Source organism: Mesorhizobium oxytropidicola, assembly GCF_056174625.1.
Window position 1 is genome coordinate 361968 of record NZ_JBWBWK010000002.1, and the last position, 18275, is coordinate 380242.

Here is an 18275-nt window from a genome sequence, read left to right on the forward strand (position 1 = left end):
CAGACGCCATCCGATCTTTCTGTCGCCTTTGTCGCGTCCGCTACACGGGCTTGTTCCGACAAGCACTGTTTGCCCTCAGGCTAAATAGCTGAAAAGCAACATCAAAATTTTTCTTGTGTTCGATCAAGCCAATTGGCACGCATCTTGAGACCCTTTGGGTGTGAGGCGGCGAGAGCTGCCGACCGGCATGTCGCGGGCAGCCGCGATGGATGGAACGAAGGAAGGAAAGCTAAATGTCAGGTCTGCGTCAGATCGCATTCTACGGCAAGGGGGGCATAGGCAAGTCCACCACCTCCCAAAATACGCTCGCCGCACTTGTCGACCTTGGGCAGAAGATCCTCATCGTCGGCTGCGACCCCAAAGCCGACTCCACCCGCCTGATCCTGAACTCGAAGGCGCAGGATACGGTCCTGCACCTCGCGGCAGAGGAAGGTTCGGTCGAAGACCTCGAGCTCCAGGACGTGCTCAAGGTCGGCTATAAAGGCATCAAGTGCGTGGAATCCGGCGGTCCCGAGCCGGGTGTCGGCTGCGCCGGGCGCGGCGTCATCACCTCGATCAACTTCCTCGAGGAGAACGGAGCCTATGACGATGTCGACTATGTCTCCTACGACGTGCTCGGGGACGTGGTGTGCGGCGGCTTCGCGATGCCGATCCGCGAGGGCAAGGCCCAGGAAATCTACATTGTCATGTCCGGCGAGATGATGGCGCTCTATGCCGCCAACAACATCGCCAAGGGCATTCTGAAATATGCCCATTCGGGCGGCGTGCGGCTCGGCGGCCTGATTTGCAACGAGCGTCAAACCGACCGCGAGCTCGACCTCGCCGAAGCACTGGCTTCCAGGCTCAATTCCAAGCTCATCCATTTCGTGCCGCGCGACAACATCGTCCAGCACGCCGAGCTCAGGAAGATGTCGGTTATCCAGTATGCCCCGGACTCCAAGCAGGCGGGGGAATACCGCGCGCTGGCCGAGAAGATCCATGGCAATTCGGGGCAGGGCACCGTGCCGACTCCGATCACCATGGAGGAGCTCGAGGACATGCTGCTCGACTTCGGCATCATGAAGACCGACGAGCAGATGCTTGCCGAGCTTCAGGCCAAGGAAGCGACGAAAGCGGCCGCCCAGTAACGAGCGCTGCCGCCACGAGGCGCCGCGTTGAGCTGACGCGCCTTTCAAAGAACGGCGCCTCGTCGGTGAGGCGTCACTCGAACCTTTAAAGGGGTCCCATGAGCCTGGATTACGAGAATGACGGCACTCTCCATGCAAAGCTTATCGAGGAGGTGCTGTCGCAATATCCCGACAAGGCGGCGAAGCGCCGCAAAAAGCACCTTAGCGTCGCAAAGAGCGGGGACGAGGCTGGCGAGGTCGTCTCCGAATGTGACGTCAAATCGAACATCAAGTCCATTCCGGGCGTGATGACGATTCGTGGCTGCGCTTATGCCGGCTCTAAGGGCGTGGTGTGGGGTCCAATCAAGGATATGGTCCATATCTCGCACGGCCCGGTCGGCTGCGGGCAATATTCCTGGTCGCAGCGCCGCAACTACTATGTAGGCACGACGGGCATCGACACGTTCGGGACAATGCAGTTCACCTCCGATTTCCAGGAGAAGGACATTGTTTTCGGCGGTGACAAGAAGCTGGAACAGATCATCGACGAGATTGAGGGACTGTTTCCCCTCAACAACGGCATGAGCGTGCAATCCGAATGCCCGATCGGCCTGATTGGCGACGACACCGAAGCAGTATCCCGCAACAAGGCCAAGGAGCACGGAAAGACGATCGTGCCGGTGCGCTGCGAGGGCTTCCGCGGCGTCTCGCAATCGCTCGGCCACCACATCGCCAACGACGCGATCCGCGACTGGGTCTTCGAGAAGAAGGACGTGGAGTTCGAGGCGGGCCCGTACGACGTCAACGTGATCGGTGACTACAATATCGGCGGCGACGCCTGGGCCTCGCGCATCCTGCTCGAGGAGATAGGGCTGCGCGTGGTCGGCAACTGGTCGGGCGACGCCACGCTCGCCGAGATAGAGCGCGCGCCGAAGGCCAAGCTCAATCTCATCCATTGCTACAGGTCGATGAACTACATCTGCCGGCACATGGAGGAAAAGTATGGGGTCGCCTGGATGGAGTACAATTTCTTCGGCCCCTCCCAGATCGAAGCCTCCCTGCGCAAGATAGCCAAGCATTTTGGCCCTGAAATCGAGGAGAAGACTGAGAAGGTTATCGCCAAGTACAGACCGCTTGTTGATGCCGTCATCGCCAAGTACCGGCCGCGCCTCGAAGGCAATACTGTCATGCTCTACGTCGGCGGACTGCGCCCCCGCCACGTCATCACAGCCTACGAGGACCTCGGCATGGTGATCGTCGGCACAGGCTACGAGTTCGGCCACAACGACGACTATCAGCGCACAGGCCATTACGTAAGGAACGGCACGCTGATCTATGATGACGTGACCGGTTACGAGTTGGAGAAGTTCATTGAGGGGGTTCGCCCTAATCTCGTTGGCTCGGGCATCAAGGAAAAATACCCCGTGCAGAAGATGGGCATACCGTTTCGTCAGATGCACTCCTGGGATTATTCGGGACCGTATCACGGCTATGACGGCTTTGCCATTTTCGCCCGCGACGTGGATCTTGCCATCAACAACCCGGTCTGGGGCCTGTACGACGCCCCTTGGAAAAAAAGCCCGAGCCGTGGGCGGGCGATGGCTGCCGAATAACACCCGGCCTTAGCCTAGTCTTCCCAATGAGACGAAGAACGCCCGCGGCCCCGTGGCCCGCGGGACACCTGAAACGTCTCGACGTCCCTGAGCTGCCTTATGGGGCGAGCCAGATGAAAAAGAGGTAATCACCAATGGCACAGTCGGCTGAAAAAATTCTCGACCACGCTCCCCTGTTCCGCGAGCCGGAATACAGGCAGATGCTCGCCGAGAAGAAGCTGAATTTCGAATGTCCGCACCCGGATCAGATCGTTACCGATCAACGCGAATTCACCAAGACGTGGGAATACCGCGAAAAGAACCTCGCCCGCGAAGCGCTTGTGGTGAACCCCGCCAAGGCCTGCCAGCCGCTCGGCGCGGTGTTCGCGGCCGCCGGCTTCGAACGAACCATGTCCTTCGTCCACGGCAGCCAGGGTTGCGTGGCCTATTACCGCTCACACCTGTCGCGCCATTTCAAGGAGCCTGCTTCGGCGGTTTCCTCCTCGATGACGGAGGATGCGGCCGTATTCGGCGGCCTGAAGAACATGGTCGACGGGCTCGCCAACACCTACCAGCTCTACGATCCGAAGATGATCGCCGTCTCGACGACTTGCATGGCGGAGGTCATTGGTGACGACCTGCACAGCTTCATCGAGAACGCCAAGGACGAAAACTCGGTCCCGCGCGACTTCGACGTGCCCTTCGCCCACACGCCTGCTTTCGTCGGCAGCCATGTCGATGGCTATGACGTAATGGTCAAGGGCATTTTGGAGCACTTCTGGAAAGGCCAGGAGCGCACGGAAGCCGGGGGAACCATCAACATCATTCCCGGTTTCGACGGCTTCTGCGTCGGCAACAACCGGGAACTCAAGCGCCTGCTCGACCTGATGAGCGTGTCCTACACCTTCATCCAGGACGCCTCCGACCAGTTCGACACGCCGTCGGACGGTGAATATCGCATGTATGACGGCGGTACGAAGATCGAAGACGTGAAGGAGGCACTCAACGCCGAGGCGACACTCTCGCTACAGTATTACAACACCCGAAAAACGCTGGACTACTGCCGGGAAGTCGGGCAGGCGACGGCCTCGTTCCATTACCCGCTCGGCGTCCAGGCGACGGACGAATTCCTGATGAAGGTCTCGGCGATTTCCGGCAAGGATATCCCCGAGACAATCCGCCTTGAGCGCGGCCGACTGGTTGACGCCATGGCGGACAGCCAGTCCTGGTTGCACGGCAAGAAATATGCGATCTACGGCGATCCGGACTTCGTCTACGCCATGGCCCGCTTCGTCATGGAGACCGGCGGCGAGCCGACCCATTGCCTCGCCACCAACGGCAGCTCGGCATGGGCAGCCGAGATGAAGGAACTGCTTGCATCCTCGCCCTTCGGCAAGGATGCCCAGGTCTGGCCGGGCAAGGACCTGTGGGCGATGCGCTCGCTGCTCTTCACCGAGCCGGTGGACCTGCTGATCGGCAATTCCTATGGCAAGTATCTGGAGCGCGACACCGGCACGCCGCTGATCCGGCTGATGTTCCCGATCTTCGACCGGCACCATCACCATCGCTTTGCGCTCATGGGCTACCAGGGCGGGTTACGCGTCCTGACGACGATCCTCGACAAGATCTTCGACAAGCTCGATCGCGAGACCAGCGAGACGGGTGTGACGGACTATTCTTATGACCTCACCCGCTAGCAGCGGCGGCCGGCCTTTCGCCGAGGCTGGCCGCCTTCCAATGCACTTTTGGAGACCGACGCAATGTCCTCGCTCAGCGCCAAAATCCAGGATGTCTTCAACGAGCCCGCCTGCGATAAAAACCGCGGCAAGGATGCCAAGGCGCGCAAAGAGGGCTGCTCGAAGCCGCTGACCCCCGGGGCGGCAGCCGGCGGCTGCGCCTTTGACGGCGCCAAGATCGTGCTGCAGCCGATCACCGACGTCGCGCACCTGGTCCATGCGCCGCTCGCCTGCGAGGGCAATTCCTGGGACAACCGCGGCGCGGCTTCGTCAGGGCCAACGCTTTGGCGCACAAGCTTCACAACCGATCTGACCGAACTCGACGTGGTGATGGGGCAGGGCGAGCGCAAGCTTTTCAAGGCGATCCGCGAGATTAGGGAAGCCTATGCGCCGTCAGCGATCTTCGTCTATTCGACCTGCGTGACGGCGTTGATCGGCGACGACATCGAGGCCGTGTGCAAGCGTGCGCGGGAAAAATTCGGGTTGCCGGTGGTGCCGGTCAATGCCCCGGGCTTGGCCGGCTCCAAGAACCTCGGCAACAAGCTCGCCGCCGAGGCGTTGCTCGATCACGTCATCGGCACGGTAGAACCCGACGACGCCGGGCCGTACGACATCAACATCCTTGGCGAATTCAACCTCTCCGGCGAATTCTGGCTGGTGAAGCCGCTGCTTGATCGACTGGGCATCCGGGTGCGCGCCTGCATTCCGGGCGACGCGCGCTACCTTGACGTTGCTTCCGCGCACCGCGCCCGGGCGGCTATGATCGTGTGCTCGACGGCACTCATCAATCTTGCCCGCAAGATGGAGGAGCGCTGGGACATCCCGTTTTTCGAAGGCTCCTTCTACGGCATTACCGACACCTCGGAAGCACTTCGCAACATTGCTGAGCTGCTCGTGAGGAAGGGTGCCGATCGCGAGATCCTCAACCGCACACGGACGCTGATCACAGTGGAAGAGGCGATTGCGTGGAGGAAGCTCGAGGCCTACCGGCGGCGGCTTCAAGGCAAGCGCGTGCTGCTCAATACAGGCGGCGTGAAGTCCTGGTCGATCGTCCACGCGCTGATGGAGATCGGCATGGAGATCGTCGGCACCTCGGTCAAGAAATCCACGGTCGAAGACAAGGAGCGCATCAAGCAGATCCTGAAGGACGACAACCACATGTTCGAGCAGATGGCAGCGAGCGAGCTTTACGCCATGCTCTCAGAACACAAGGCCGATATCATGCTGTCGGGCGGGCGCACGCAATTCATCGCGCTCAAGGCCAAGACACCCTGGCTCGATATCAACCAGGAGCGCCAGCACCCTTATGCGGGCTATGACGGCATGGTGGAACTCGTACGCCAGATCGACCTCGCCATTCATAACCCGATCTGGTCCCAGGTGCGCGAGCCGGCACCGTGGGATTGCCAGCCTGCGGTGGAGGACGAACTGCCGGGCACGAGGAGCGAGGCCGCGACGTTGCACGCTGTCCAGGAAGTCGCCGGCACGACGGCCGACGACTGCGGCGAGCGTTGAGGAAAGCCGATGGCCCGCATCCTTTCCCAGACCAAATCGGCATCGGTCAATCCGCTGAAATCGTCACAGCCGCTGGGTGCGGCCTTGGCCTTTCTTGGGGTCGAGGGTGCGATGCCACTGTTCCACGGCAGCCAGGGCTGCACCAGCTTCGCGCTCGTGCTCTTCGTGCGGCATTTCAAGGAAGCGATCCCCCTGCAGACCACCGCGATGGACGAAGTGACGACAATCCTCGGCGGGGCGGACAATCTGGAAGAGGCGATCCTCAACCTCAAGGTCCGCACAAAGCCAAAGCTGATCGGGGTCTGCACGACGGCGCTGGTGGAAACGCGGGGCGAAGATTCCGCAAGAGACATCGCCGACATCAGACTGAAGCACGCGGAAGAAATCGCGGGTACGGAGATCGTGCTGGCCAACACGCCGGATTTCGACGGCGCGATCGAAGAGGGCTGGGCCAAGGCTGTCACCGCGATGATCGAAGGCATCACACGGCCCGGCGAACAGGCGCGGCAGTCAAAGAAGATCGCGATCCTGCCGGGCTGGAACCTCACTGTGGCTGACATCGAGCATTTGCGTGAGATGGTTGAAAGCTTTGGGCTGAAGCCGGTGATTTTGCCGGACGTTTCAGGCTCGCTCGACGGCACCGTGCCCGACCGCTGGGTCACAACCACCTATGGCGGCACCAGCGTCGAGGATATCCGCGAGCTTGGCACGGCCGAGCACTGCATCGCCATCGGCGAGCATATGCGCCGCCCGGCGCAGGTGCTGCAGAAGTTGACCGGCGTGCCTTACGTGCTGTTCCAGTCGCTGACCGGATTGAAGGGCGCCGATCGGTTCGTCTCGCTGCTGTCCGCGATTTCGGGCGCCTCGGTGCCGGCCGGGGTGCGCCGTCGCCGGGGCCAATTGCAGGATGCGTTACTCGACGGACATTTCCATTTCGGAGGCAAGAAAATTGCGATCGCTGCTGAACCAGACCAACTCTATCAACTCGCGACGTTCTTCGTCGGCATGGGCTCCGAAATCGCGGCGGCCGTCGCCACGACCGATATGTCGAAAATTCTGGAAAAAGTACCAGCGCAGTCGGTTCAAATCGGCGATCTCGGCGATTTGGAAGCTCTTGCCGCCGGCGCTGATCTCCTCGTCACCCATTCCCATGGACGCCAGGCCGCGCAGCGCCTTGGCATTCCGCTCATGCGCGTCGGCTTTCCCGTCTTCGACCGGCTCGGCAGCCAGCACAAGCTCACAATCCTCTATCAGGGCACCCGCGACCTGGTCTTCGAAGTTGCCAACATTTTCCAGGCTTACTGGAAGGCGCCGACACCTGAAGAACTTGATCCCCTCCGCAAGCGAGAAACGCCAGATGGGCCCCGTCCGTCGCCTCTCACTCGTCACTGACGAGGTTCACGCTGTGATGCCTACACGACGAACAGGCGCATTGCGCGTGGCGATCGCCACGCAAGACATGAAGGACCTCAATGCCCATTTCGGGTCGGCCAAACGCTTTGCTGTCTACGACGTGACGCGCGAGGAGTGGAAGCTCGTGGAAGCCGTGGCCTTCGACGACGTTTCCGACGAAAGCGGCGAGCATCGGAGCGAGGGCGATGACCGCATCACGCCGAAGGTGGAGGCGCTGAAGGGCTGTCATCTGCTGTTTTGTCTGGCGATCGGCGGACCTTCGGCAGCCAAGGTTGTTTCGGCAAAAATCCATCCGATCAAGGTGCCGCAGCCCCAAAGCATCCAGGAGGTGCTGTTGCGCACGCAGATGATGCTCAGGACGTGTCCTCCCCCTTGGCTGCGCAAGGTGCTGGCGGAGGCAGGCGTCACCGAGAAGAAGCCATCCTTCGAGGACGACTGAAATGAGGAGAAGGCGAAATGTCTGATGCCGCGGCTAGCACTGCTGTCGCCGAGGACGAGGCGGCCCTTGCCACCCCGTTCGTCAAATGCCTCGTGCGGCTGATCCGTGCTCAGGATTCCTACGGGTCATGGGAAGGCAAACCGGATGCCGAGTTGCTGGGCGACTTCATCATCACCAAGGAACAGCGCCGTGCGATCCCGATCATCGGCGATCCCGATCCGGACGTGCTGTGGAGGCTCGACAAGTTCTACGCCGCCGTCGGGCTTGCGATCGAGGAGCGCTGCGGCCTGATGGCATCGCCGATGATGGAGATGAGCCATGAGGGCTTTGGGCGCGTGCTCTTCGCGGCCGGACGGCTGGTCGTCCTGTCGAAGACCCTGCGCGACGTCCACCGGTTCGGCTTTGAGACGTTCGGGAAGCTCGCGGCGGCCGGCACGAAACTGGTCGGCGATGGCATCGCAGCTATTGAAGCCTATCCCGACGTGGCACGGGCGTGATGGAACCGAGTTTCGGACAGGGGGGTCATGTCAGGTCTTGAGCAGCTCCGATGGCCAGCCCACTCAACCGACGCGGTCGAGACCGATTTGGTTCCTGGGGTAGCGCTGATGAAGCCACTCGTCCTGATCTGTTCGCAAGATGCCGAGTTCTATCTGTTCCTGAGCCACATATTGGAGGTCGACGGCTTCACCAGTGAGCCGGCAGGCGGCGCGAAGGAAGCACTTGCAATGGCCGACGAACGGGAATTCCAGGCCGTGGTGCTGGACTGCGGGCCAGGGAGCATAACCGGGTCCGCAATCTGCGCCCGGCTCAAGCGGGAGCCCCGGACCGGCGCGCTGCCCATTATTGCCCTGATCGCGCCCGGCGCCGAGAACCAGCACCTCGATCTCCTGAAGGCAGGCATTGACGAGAGCTTTGTGCGGCCGATCGCCCCGGCCAAGCTGCTTGATTGTCTACGGGCGAGGCTGGCGCTTACGAAGCGGGGTGCAAACGGGGTTGAAAACGGCGGCTGGCTCTCCTGTGGCGACCTTGAAATGAGGCTCGATGCCCACCGGGTTCGTGGCAATGGCCACGAGATCCATCTCGGGCCGATCGAGTTCAACCTGCTGCGGCTTTTGCTTGAGACTCCCGGCAAGGTCTTCACTCGGGACGAGCTGATCGGCGCGGCCTGGCCGGCCAACATCCACGTCGGTGTGCGCACCGTCGATGTGCATATGAGCCGGCTCAGAAAGGCGCTGAAGGCGGCCTCGCCCTCCACCGTCATCCGTACCACCAGGTCGGCCGGCTACTCGCTCGAGAGGCCGGACGGCTAAATAGCGAACCGGTGGCCCTGAGCACGACGGAGATGAGGAGTGGCACAACTCTTGCGGCTTCGAAACGTGCCTACAGGTACGACATACTTAGAAAGAAGCAGGCAAATGGGTTTTAAAAGCGTACTCTGTGTGACGGGTTCTGACCATTCCGATCAGGACGTCAGAACAGCTGCCGGCTTGTGTGCCGAGGTCGGCGCGTATCTTTCCGTATTGATTATGTCGCCTCCACCGCTCGTTATGTCGCCTCCGCCGCTCGGCGATGGCATCCTCGAGTGGCCGGTACAACGCGCCCAGGCCATTGCCATGTTGGACAAACGGTTTAGGCAGATCGAGACATTTTCGCAGGACATGGCCCATCTGGAAAAAACATCCAAGGAAATTCAGAAACTGCTGAAAGCCATGTCGCTTTGCTCTGACGTCGATACAGACTACTGCGATGAGGCCGACGTCGGCGACGCCGTGCGACAGCGGGCGCACTGCACCGACCTGACAATTGTCGGCCCCGCACTTCTCAACGACAATAATCTCGGACCCCTTGTTATCAACGGCAGCTTGTTCGATACGGGAAAGCCGGTACTTGTTGTGCCCAAGGGCGCTGAGGCGACGCTGTCGCCGCGGCGCGTGTTGGTTGGCTGGGATTCGCGAGTCGAGGCGTCCCGCGCGGTTCGGGAAGCGCTGGATCTGCTATCCCGAGCTGAGGAAGTTCGTGTCACACTGGTCGATCCGAAGGCTACTTTCAACGGAAACGGCGCTGAGCCGGGAGCCGACATCGCTGCCTATCTTACTCGGCACGGTGCTCGAGTGTCAGTTGACCGGCTGCCGAGTGCCGGCAAACCGGTGGCAACGGTCCTCGCGCAGCACGCAATCGACACGTCCGCAGACATGATCGTCATGGGCGCATATGGCAGCCGCCGGCTGCGTGAGCGGCTCTTCGGCGGTGTCACGAGATGGATAGTTGGGAAGCTGCCATTGCCGCTGTTTTTGGCTCGCTGACTGGTTCCAGGGAGCACCGAGTTGTTCGAAGCTCTACTCCCTTGGGTCACCTATCCTGATGCCAATTCGAAGAAAGGTCGCGGCAAACGCGGGAAATTTCGCGAAGCTCCTCGGAGCCAATGTGCACGCGCCGTCGCCGAGAACATCCCGGACGTGTCTAGCGCGCGCTCGGGGTTCTGCTCGCCCGAGGTGATCCGTACGCGGAGACCACCCGCCGCGCAGAGGTAGAGGCGCTCCTCAATAGAGCCAAACCGCGGCTTCGCAGGTCGGCGTCAGGAGAGAAGGAGAGCCGTTTCAGCGCGGCAGGCCGAGTTCGGAGCCGTAACGGCATCGCATGCGCGCTATCGCGATCTCCTTCACTATTGGCTGGGAGCTGAACGACGCAAAGACCGTGCCGTGGCCGAGGCTCTCAACTTCAAGTCGAGACGGTTGTGCTCTTGGCCGTAGTCGGCGTGAATCGATGGCATCAATCACGTTGTCATCGCCTGGGAGGGTCGCCACTAGCGGCGAGGACGGCCGCATCTTCAGCGTTTTCAGCCGGTCCGGCCCGACCGCGTGGCGACTGAGCGGTCTTTGGGCTGGTCAATTCCGACAACGCTCATATTCGCACCAGTCGGTCCCTGTGGCGCCTGTGCATAGGCACCATCGAAGATAACGACACGAGAGCAGCAAAATCCCGGAGAGTTCGCCGGCCGGCACATGCCGGCACTCATCCTGGCCTTTTTCGCCAGGATCATTATCGTCAATCTGACGATGGCGGTATTCGCGAGCCGCAGCTGGACCGGCTTCGTCGTGAAGAACTCCAATGCCGCCAGCTAGGAATTCAATCGCAGGGCGGAAGAGGGCAGGGCACAGGCTCGGATCGAGTAGCCACCTTGCAATCGCAATGGCGGGATGCGCTACCGCCTCAGGGACCGGAACGGCAAGAAGGTCAAGCCAGGTGGCGTGAAGCGGACGATGATACGAGCATGGCGCCAGCCAACGCAGTCATGATGTCCATCTACCGTCCCTCAATCCGAATATATGTTGCGTCGTCCGCAGCCACGCTTTTTCTGTCGGCGCGAAGCGCGTGATGCGTGTCCAAAACCTGACAGCGGCAGAAAACATGTCGGGTTCAATACAACCGGCCATCTTGGCCACTTGGAGGTTTTTCAAAGCGCAATCATGGGCTTATTGCGCGCTGAGCGCGCTGGCACGGCCTTTGCAAATTGAGATGCGGCAACACTGAGTGAAGGCTGACTGCATGCAGACGAACAAGACGAGCGATGCTCTCCTTTCCTTGAACCTTCTGCCCCGTCTCTAAGGGGGGAACAAGCTCGCGCATAAAGTCGCGCGACCTTTGGCAATAGCTTTGGAGAGCAACATGATATTGCAGATGGAGTCCCCGGCTCCTTCGATCAAAGTGGAGGACTGGCTGCGTGGCGAGCCCCTCACGAACTTCCAGCCCGGCAAAGTGTACATCGTCGAATTTTGGGCGACCTGGTGCGGACCATGCGTGGCGGCGATGCCCCATCTGGCGCAGCTGCAGGAGAAATACAAGGACAGCGGACTTGAGGTCGTCGGGGTCGCGGCGGATGAAGACGCTCCAACGGCCGTTGAGGCCCGAACCAAGTTGGACGCGTGGTTGACCGAAAAGTGCTCAAATCTGAACTATCGGATCGCGTTCGACTACACAGGCGAAATGAACAAGCTTTGGATGGAACCCAGCTTGTCTGTCGGGATTCCGGCCTCGTTCGTGGTCGACCGAGACGGCCACATCGCCTTTATCGGTCATCCGATGCAACTCTATGAGGTTTTGCCGAAAGTGCTTAACGGCAGCTGGCGCACCAGCGATGAAGCGAAAGCCGCTGATAAGGAGCGGATTGCCAGTCACCAACGCACAGCGCGCGAACAATCGCTGACCAAGCCGATATACGCCAAACTTCGGCCGGCGATGGAGGCCAAGGATTGGACGGCGGCACTCACGGCCATCGAAGAAGGCCTCGCCTTGATGCCAGACAATATCGAGTTCCGGCGCACTCATGCGAATCTACTGCTTCACGAGCTGCGCGACATGCGGGCCGGCTTGCCACTCATGCGCCAGTTGGTCGAGGACGCGATCGACAAAAAGTTCGAGGCCGTGTCTTGGATGGTCATGGCCCTGAACCAACTCTTCGATCCCGAGATGGACAACTCCCATCTCCCGCGTGCTGAGCGCTTTGCGATGGGCGACAAGCTCTCGGAACAGATACTGACCCTGAATCCTCCACAAGGCGACGGCCCCCTTAAATTCCTTTGGTACGTCCCGCTCGCTCAGTATTATTACGAGAGCGGCAACAAGGATCGTGCGATCGAGTTGATCGAGGTTGCACTGAAATCGCTGGGTGATCGGGAGCCAATGCCGGACCACATCAAACAGCACTACCTTACCCCATTGCTCCAAGCCCTGGCCAACTACACGGGTGAGCACGCCTGTTACGCGGATCTTTGCGTGGTTCCGCAAAACAAGGCTCCTGAGAATCAAACCGCAGTCGCCTCATGAGCAAAGATCGCAAAGGGATGACAATTGGAATTGAACCCTGGCCAATTCGCCCATTGTCTGCGGCGAGCCCGCAGTAAGTATGTCCATTGCAGCACAGGGCGCATCGCTTGCCGCAGGTTGGAGTTCAAATCTTGTAATGACCTCCGGCCGCATCGCGGGAGACGCGATGTTCGACGCGAATTTTGGCCGCGGTGGAAGACGTCACAGTCGAGGACGTCTTCAAGGTCGGCCACAGGGACATCACTTGCGTGGACTCGGCCGCCTGGAGCCGGACGTCGGCTGCGCAAGTGTGCCCGAAGCAGGCGCCCGAAAACAAAAATCGTCCATCGAGGACGAGGACTGAAATTGAGGAGAAGGCGAAATGTCTGATGCCGCGGCTAGCCCTGCTGTCGCCGAGGACGAGGCGGCCCTTGCCCGCCCGTTCGTCAAATGCCTCCTGCGGCTGATCCGTGCTCAGGACTTCGACGGCTCATGGCAAGGCAGAGCGGACGCCGAGCTGCTGGCCGACTTCATCATCACGAAGGAACAGCGCCGTGCGATCCCCATCATCGGCGATCCCGATCCGGACGTGCTGTGGAGGCTCGACACGTTTTACACCGCCGTCGGGCTTGCGATCGAGGAGCGCTCCGGCCTGATGACATCGCCGATGACGGAGATGAAACCCATGAGGGCTTCGGGCACGAGCTTTTCACGGTCGGGCGGTTGGTCCTTCTGTCAAGACGTCCACCGGTTCGGCTTCGAGACGTTCCGGAAACTCGCGGAGGCCGGTACGAAACTGGTCGACGATGCGACTGCAGCTATTGCCTATCCCGACGTGGCGCGGGCGTGAAGAAACCGATTTTCGAGGAAGGATTCATGTCAAACCTGGATGAGATGGGGAAGAAAGTCCGAAAGCTTCAGCTGCGGGCGGCAGTTGCCAAGATGAAATTGCGCGACCTTGCAGAGGATCTCCCGGTCCAATGGACTGAGATAGAGGAAGTTGCCGAGAAAGCGTACGCCGTTTTTGCCGAGTTGGATGGTGCCAAGAGAGAGCTTGCTGCAATGAAGAATCTACGATGAGGAGCACATTCACCACCCGCGACGGCTCCATATGGCTGCCGGAATATCTGACCGCCATAGATGGCAAGATCTGTATCGGCTGCGGGCGCTGTTTCAAGGTCTGCTCGCGCGAGGTCATGCACCTTTACGGCGTCGATGACGAGGGTGAAATCCTCGGCGCCTGCGACGGCGAGGACGACGATTTCGACGGGGAGCTCAACCGCATGATCATGTTCGTCGATAATGCCGGCCGCTGCATTGGCTGCGGAGCCTGCGGCCGCGTCTGCCCGAAGACCTGCCAAACCCATGTTGCGGCCAACGAGCTCGCTGCATGAGCAGCATGATTTGACGAGACGAAAACCAGGAGAACGGCGTTGCCCTTTAGAATCTTTTGTGCCGTGTTTGTGCTGGTCCTGTGCGGCAATGCTGTGACTGTTTACTTCGCTTCGCATTCGATCCGTCTGGCAGTCGTCACGACGCTGGCCTGCTGGCTGCTGCTTCAGGTGGTCTATTTCGCAAGCGTGCTCTTTCTGATCTGGCGGTCTGGCTCCGCTAGCAGAGCTGGCCAAAGGACTGAGCTTTTCAGTAGTTGCAAGGAAGTTCGATCCCAGCCGGCAGACCATGATGAGGTGAGGAATGAACCTTCAGATGTGCCTCAGCCTGGCCCGGCATTTCCCTGCTGAGGCGTCGTGATCCATGGGAAATCTACGCCACTTTGGATCAACCAGGGACATCGAGCTCACCGTCCAAGCGTAGGTGTGCTTGAAATGGGCAGAGGTGACCGCATACTGGCCCGTCTAGGGTGAATCCAGCTGTTTGGGTTCGGTTCGCACATAATAGCCGTCGCAGCACGCGGGTGGCTTTGTCTCGATGACGAACGCGGCGCTGGAAAGAAAAAGGGAGCCTTTTGCAACGTCCGACGACGCAGCTGGCTCCAAATCAAAGCTCATGAGCGAGGGCGGAGGTGGTTCCGCTCAATCACGTGTTGCTGGAGAGAACATGCTAGAAAAATTCGAACGCTATCCGCTCACTTTTGGACCCACACCCATCGAGAAGCTCGATCGCCTCGGCAAGCATCTAGGAGGAAAGGTGGAAATCTACGCCAAACGCGAGGACTGCAATTCCGGTCTCGCGTTTGGCGGAACAAGCTCCGAAAGCTCGAATACATCATTCCCGACGCGATCGCGTCAGATGCCGATACGCTCGTCACCATCGGGGGCGTGCAGTCCAACCACACCCGCATGGTCGCCGCGGTCGCCGCCAAGATCGGCATGAAATGTCTCCTGGTTCAGGAGAGCTGGGTTCCACATGAGGATGTCGTCTACGACCGGGTCGGCAACATTCTTTTGAGCCGCATAATGGGCGCAGAGGTGCGCCTGGTCGACGAGGGCTTTGACATCGGCATCCGCCGCAGTTGGGAAAGGGCCCTCTACGAGGTCAAGGCAAGGGGCGGCAGACCCTATGCGATACCAGCCGGGGCGTCTGTTCACCCGAACGGCGGCCTCGGTTATGTGGGGTTCGCGGAGGAAGTGCGCGCCCAGGAAAAGCAGCTTGGGTTTGCCTTCGACTATATCGTCGTTTGCACGGTCACCGGGTCAACGCATGCCGGCATGCTCGTCGGATTTGCCAAGGACGGTCGACAGCGCAACGTGATCGGTATCGATGCCTCTGCCACGCCCACCAAAACCAAGGCGCAAGTGCTAAAGATTGCCCAACATACATCGGAGCTCGTCGATCTCGGAACGGAACCCGTCGAGGATGACGTGGTGTTGCTCGAGGACTACGCATACCCGCGTTATGGCATCCCGTCCGAGGAAACGAAGAACGCCATCCGGATGTGTGCGCGGCTCGAGGGTATGATTACCGATCCCGTTTATGAGGGCAAATCGATGCAAGGGATGATCGACCTCATCCAGAAAGGCTTCTTTCCAGATGGATCGAGGATCCTCTACGCGCATCTCGGCGGCGCGCCGGCGATCAACGGTTATGGATACACCTTTCGCAATGGCTGACGCTCCACAGATTGCGCCGCCCTGCCGTGCCGCTGACCCGCACTCACAGTTCGTTTGTCCGCTCGGCAATTGAGGAGCCGGCCGTTGACTGCTGACAAGGCGAAGATGGGGCCGAGTTCATTCGGAACGTCTTAACGGGCGCTGTCATGAAGCCGAACGACACCTTCTGGACGTTATACAGGACCAGAGAAGTGGGAGTCATAACAGATGATTTTACCGGAACTGCGCTCTGCCATCCCAGCCGGCAGAGTTTGGAGATAACGACGACCACAGGATGCATCGTCGGATGTTCATATTGTACGCAGGACAAGTTCGCGGACCGGCAAAGAAAGGTATCTCATTCGAAGCAACTTAGTCTTGAAGATTTCAAGCGGTGTCTGGCGCGCGTACCAACTTCCGTCGACATTAGTTTCGCCGGATACTCCGAGCCTTGGCTCAATCCGGACTGCACCGAAATGGTCGAGCACGCTTCCGCCAGAGGCCACGGCATCAGGATTTTCACGACGCTTGTGGGAATGAAGGAGCGGGATCTACAACGCTTGCAAGCGCTGCGCTTGCGGGTATTCGTGGTCCATGTTTTCGACGATGGAGCGTACATGAATAGCCGTCTTGTCGGAGACCAGTATCGCGATTTGGTTCGTCAACTCGTCGACGCGAAGATCCCCTCGATTCGTGGTTTTGGGCGAGGCCCATCCCGATATCGTCGACATTATCCCTGCCGAAGCTCTAGTTCGCTCACGACCAGTGAGTAGCAGGGGTGGAAGCGTCGACCCCAAGATCATTGAACCACGGCAGCCAGTGGTCGGAGCGCTGGCATGCGTGGACGAACGGCAGTATCGGAATGTTCTTCTACCAAACGGCGACGTCACTCTCTGCTCCATGGATTTGAACGGCGTCACGTATTGGGCAACCTTCTATGCGACGAATACGCCGATCTCTTTGAAAGCCCAGTTTTTTGCGAAATCGTCGATCGCATGAATGGAGCGGATGGCTTTCTGCTCTGTAGGATGTGCGAATATGCCGATCCAAAGGACCGGATGCCGGCGGACCGCCTGAAAGGCCGGCCCAGCGAGGCGAATTGCTTTGGACCGCCAATGCCTTCCGGCGAAGTCATTGTCTTTTCGTCAAGCGACCGTGATTCCGTACGCGCGGCAGTCGCCTCGACCATTTCCGAAACGAGCTCATCGAAAGTGGTCTTCGGCTTCCAATCGAGCTTGGTGGCCGCCTTCGAGGCATCGCCGATTAGCAGGTCAACCTCGGTCGGGCGGAAATAGGTAAGCGGTGCGCCAAGGCACCTCCCAATATCGTCTTGTGATGCGTCTATGGTAGGTCAGCCGTTAGTCGGCGCGCCGGCGGCGATCACTCCGGGTTGCCATAGCCATAGCGGGTGACGTAGTGGAGTTCGCGCAGTGCGGGGATGACGAGGGCGATGTCTTTGTAGGCCTCATGCTCGATGAAGCGCGCGGTCTCGGGCCCCGGCCTGGGCTTGCCGAGGACGGGCCTCCCCTTTTGTCGACGCAGTAGATCAGGATCGGCAGCAGCAGGCCGTGATTGGGGTTGTTGAGGTCGAGTAGCCGTTTCCATTTTTTGATGTTGAGATTCATGGCCGCGTAGAACCCCTGGCACCACGGCCGGGGGTCGATGCCGCCGCTGGGCTTGGTTGCGAATCGGGGCGCATAATCCTGCGGTCTGTCGAAGAGCGTCTCGTTGATCCGGTTGTGGATCCTGGCGACGCTGGCAAACACGGCGTGATCGGTTGCAGAGCCTTTGGCCAAGACGTCGCGCGGCAACCCCATGAGCGGGCACATCCAGTCTTGCGGGTCCGCGAACCGCGGCCGGTGACCGCCGCCGTTACGAAGCCATCCAGCGCCGACATGGTCCGCACCAGCGGGCGACGGTTGACCTTGACGGCCATCCAGGCCTCCAGCGCCTCGTCCGACAGCGCCATGTCATCGATCGCGCTCATGCCGCCAAGGAGAGCTGCATCTCTTCGCGGCGCACCCAATTCCACGGCATCAGTTCGTCCCAGCGCGAGGCTGGCCAATCATTCTGGATGCGCTCGGTGACGTCGGCCATGTAGGCTTCGGCATCGACGCCGCAAAGCTTGCACGTCTCAATGATGCTGAGCACGACAGCTAACCGCTCTGCCGCGGCGAAGCTGCCCGAGAAAAGCCAATTGCGCCTGCCGACTGCCATCGCAGGGTCATTCTGCCCATGTCGGGCAGATGGTAGAGTTTCATTATCGCTGGCATCCATATTACGGCGGTCGTTTTCGGCATGAAGGTCGCGAGGACCGGGCCAATGGCGCGATCATCCGGGTAGAGATCAGGCCGGGTGAGATCATCCAGGTGGCGGAGTGGATGCTGGATCGGGCGTTTTGCGCCGACATGGAGATGGGCGAACCGCGCGTTGCGGTGGTTGGGCTTGCAGAGCTTCATAGACTGCTTACCGAGCGCGGTTTCAGGCAGACTTCGACGGATGGACTCACGGCCATCCAGGAGGCGCGCCATGAAGGCACTACCACGACCCTCGTCGCTACCGCTGCTGACCCAGCAGCTGAGCATGCCGCTCGATACGCCGCAGATGCGAGGCCTGAGCGA

Annotated in this window: 19 protein-coding genes and 1 pseudogene; 17 read left to right on the plus strand and 3 right to left on the minus strand. The window is 60.2% G+C overall.

From position 1 onward, the window contains the following. Positions 1-233 precede the first annotated feature (233 nt). The 17 genes and pseudogenes from nifH (at position 234) to AC0V8S_RS37205 (ending at position 16427) form a co-directional block, all read left to right on the plus strand. Complete coding sequence (gene nifH, locus AC0V8S_RS37125; RefSeq protein WP_183455206.1) at positions 234-1127, plus strand: nitrogenase iron protein; 894 nt, start codon at positions 234-236, stop codon at positions 1125-1127. 98 nt (positions 1128-1225) lie between these two features. Then, positions 1226-2719: a nitrogenase molybdenum-iron protein alpha chain gene (nifD, locus tag AC0V8S_RS37130; RefSeq protein ID WP_475439140.1), complete on the plus strand. Its 1494-nt coding sequence runs from the start codon at positions 1226-1228 to the stop codon at positions 2717-2719. Between the two features lie 134 nt (positions 2720-2853). Then, positions 2854-4395, plus strand: coding sequence for a nitrogenase molybdenum-iron protein subunit beta (gene nifK / locus AC0V8S_RS37135; protein WP_475439141.1), 1542 nt, complete (start codon positions 2854-2856; stop codon positions 4393-4395). A gap of 63 nt (positions 4396-4458) precedes the next feature. Continuing rightward, positions 4459-5949 (plus strand): nitrogenase iron-molybdenum cofactor biosynthesis protein NifE, encoded by a 1491-nt coding sequence (gene nifE / locus AC0V8S_RS37140; RefSeq protein WP_475439142.1) that lies wholly within the window; start codon positions 4459-4461, stop codon positions 5947-5949. 9 nt (positions 5950-5958) lie between these two features. Next, positions 5959-7341 carry a nitrogenase iron-molybdenum cofactor biosynthesis protein NifN gene (gene nifN / locus AC0V8S_RS37145; RefSeq protein WP_475439143.1) on the plus strand — a complete coding sequence of 461 codons (1383 nt, stop codon included), beginning with the start codon at positions 5959-5961 and terminating at the stop codon, positions 7339-7341. Further along, on the plus strand, positions 7307-7801 hold the full coding sequence (nifX, locus tag AC0V8S_RS37150; protein ID WP_258598474.1) for a nitrogen fixation protein NifX: 495 nt from the start codon (positions 7307-7309) through the stop codon (positions 7799-7801). The genes nifN and nifX overlap by 35 nt, the downstream gene beginning before the upstream one ends. Positions 7802-7818: 17 nt before the next feature. Then, entirely contained in the window at positions 7819-8298 is a 480-nt protein-coding gene (locus tag AC0V8S_RS37155; RefSeq protein ID WP_183455200.1) for a NifX-associated nitrogen fixation protein, read from the plus strand. A 27-nt stretch (positions 8299-8325) separates the two neighbouring features. Next, the gene (locus AC0V8S_RS37160) at positions 8326-9111 is read left to right on the plus strand and encodes a response regulator transcription factor (RefSeq protein WP_183465628.1); all 786 of its coding nucleotides are present in this window, start codon (positions 8326-8328) and stop codon (positions 9109-9111) included. A 105-nt stretch (positions 9112-9216) separates the two neighbouring features. Then, the gene (locus AC0V8S_RS37165) at positions 9217-10104 is read left to right on the plus strand and encodes a universal stress protein (RefSeq protein ID WP_183455198.1); all 888 of its coding nucleotides are present in this window, start codon (positions 9217-9219) and stop codon (positions 10102-10104) included. Positions 10105-10755: 651 nt separating this feature from the next. Beyond that, a complete protein-coding gene (locus tag AC0V8S_RS37170; protein ID WP_475439169.1) occupies positions 10756-10923 on the plus strand; it encodes a FixH family protein in 168 nt (55 codons plus the stop codon). A 544-nt stretch (positions 10924-11467) separates the two neighbouring features. Continuing rightward, positions 11468-12625 carry a TlpA disulfide reductase family protein gene (locus AC0V8S_RS37175; protein ID WP_475439144.1) on the plus strand — a complete coding sequence of 386 codons (1158 nt, stop codon included), beginning with the start codon at positions 11468-11470 and terminating at the stop codon, positions 12623-12625. 361 nt (positions 12626-12986) lie between these two features. After that, on the plus strand, positions 12987-13454 hold the full coding sequence (locus AC0V8S_RS37180; RefSeq protein ID WP_475439145.1) for a NifX-associated nitrogen fixation protein: 468 nt from the start codon (positions 12987-12989) through the stop codon (positions 13452-13454). Between the two features lie 26 nt (positions 13455-13480). Beyond that, positions 13481-13684, plus strand: a complete 204-nt coding sequence (locus AC0V8S_RS37185) for a CCE_0567 family metalloprotein (RefSeq protein WP_183465900.1) — start codon at positions 13481-13483, stop codon at positions 13682-13684. Continuing rightward, on the plus strand, positions 13681-13998 hold the full coding sequence (gene fdxB / locus AC0V8S_RS37190; protein WP_475439146.1) for a ferredoxin III, nif-specific: 318 nt from the start codon (positions 13681-13683) through the stop codon (positions 13996-13998). Before AC0V8S_RS37185 ends, fdxB begins: the two co-directional genes overlap by 4 nt. Positions 13999-14091: 93 nt before the next feature. Beyond that, positions 14092-14346 (plus strand): exopolysaccharide production repressor protein, encoded by a 255-nt coding sequence (locus AC0V8S_RS37195; protein WP_475439170.1) that lies wholly within the window; start codon positions 14092-14094, stop codon positions 14344-14346. Between the two features lie 316 nt (positions 14347-14662). Then, a pseudogene (locus tag AC0V8S_RS37200) lies at positions 14663-15675 on the plus strand (1-aminocyclopropane-1-carboxylate deaminase). A gap of 146 nt (positions 15676-15821) precedes the next feature. After that, entirely contained in the window at positions 15822-16427 is a 606-nt protein-coding gene (locus AC0V8S_RS37205; RefSeq protein WP_475439147.1) for a radical SAM protein, read from the plus strand. A gap of 143 nt (positions 16428-16570) precedes the next feature. Here the strand turns inward: AC0V8S_RS37205 and AC0V8S_RS37210 are convergent, their stop codons facing one another. The 3 genes from AC0V8S_RS37210 to AC0V8S_RS37220 form a co-directional block, all read right to left on the minus strand. Then, entirely contained in the window at positions 16571-16999 is a 429-nt protein-coding gene (locus tag AC0V8S_RS37210) for a GDP-mannose 4,6-dehydratase (protein WP_475439171.1), read from the minus strand. Positions 17000-17012: 13 nt separating this feature from the next. After that, complete coding sequence (locus AC0V8S_RS37215; protein ID WP_475439148.1) at positions 17013-17483, minus strand: UPF0149 family protein; 471 nt, start codon at positions 17481-17483, stop codon at positions 17013-17015. Positions 17484-17637: 154 nt separating this feature from the next. Next, positions 17638-17871, minus strand: a complete 234-nt coding sequence (locus AC0V8S_RS37220; protein ID WP_475439149.1) for a transposase domain-containing protein — start codon at positions 17869-17871, stop codon at positions 17638-17640. Positions 17872-18275 lie beyond the last annotated feature (404 nt).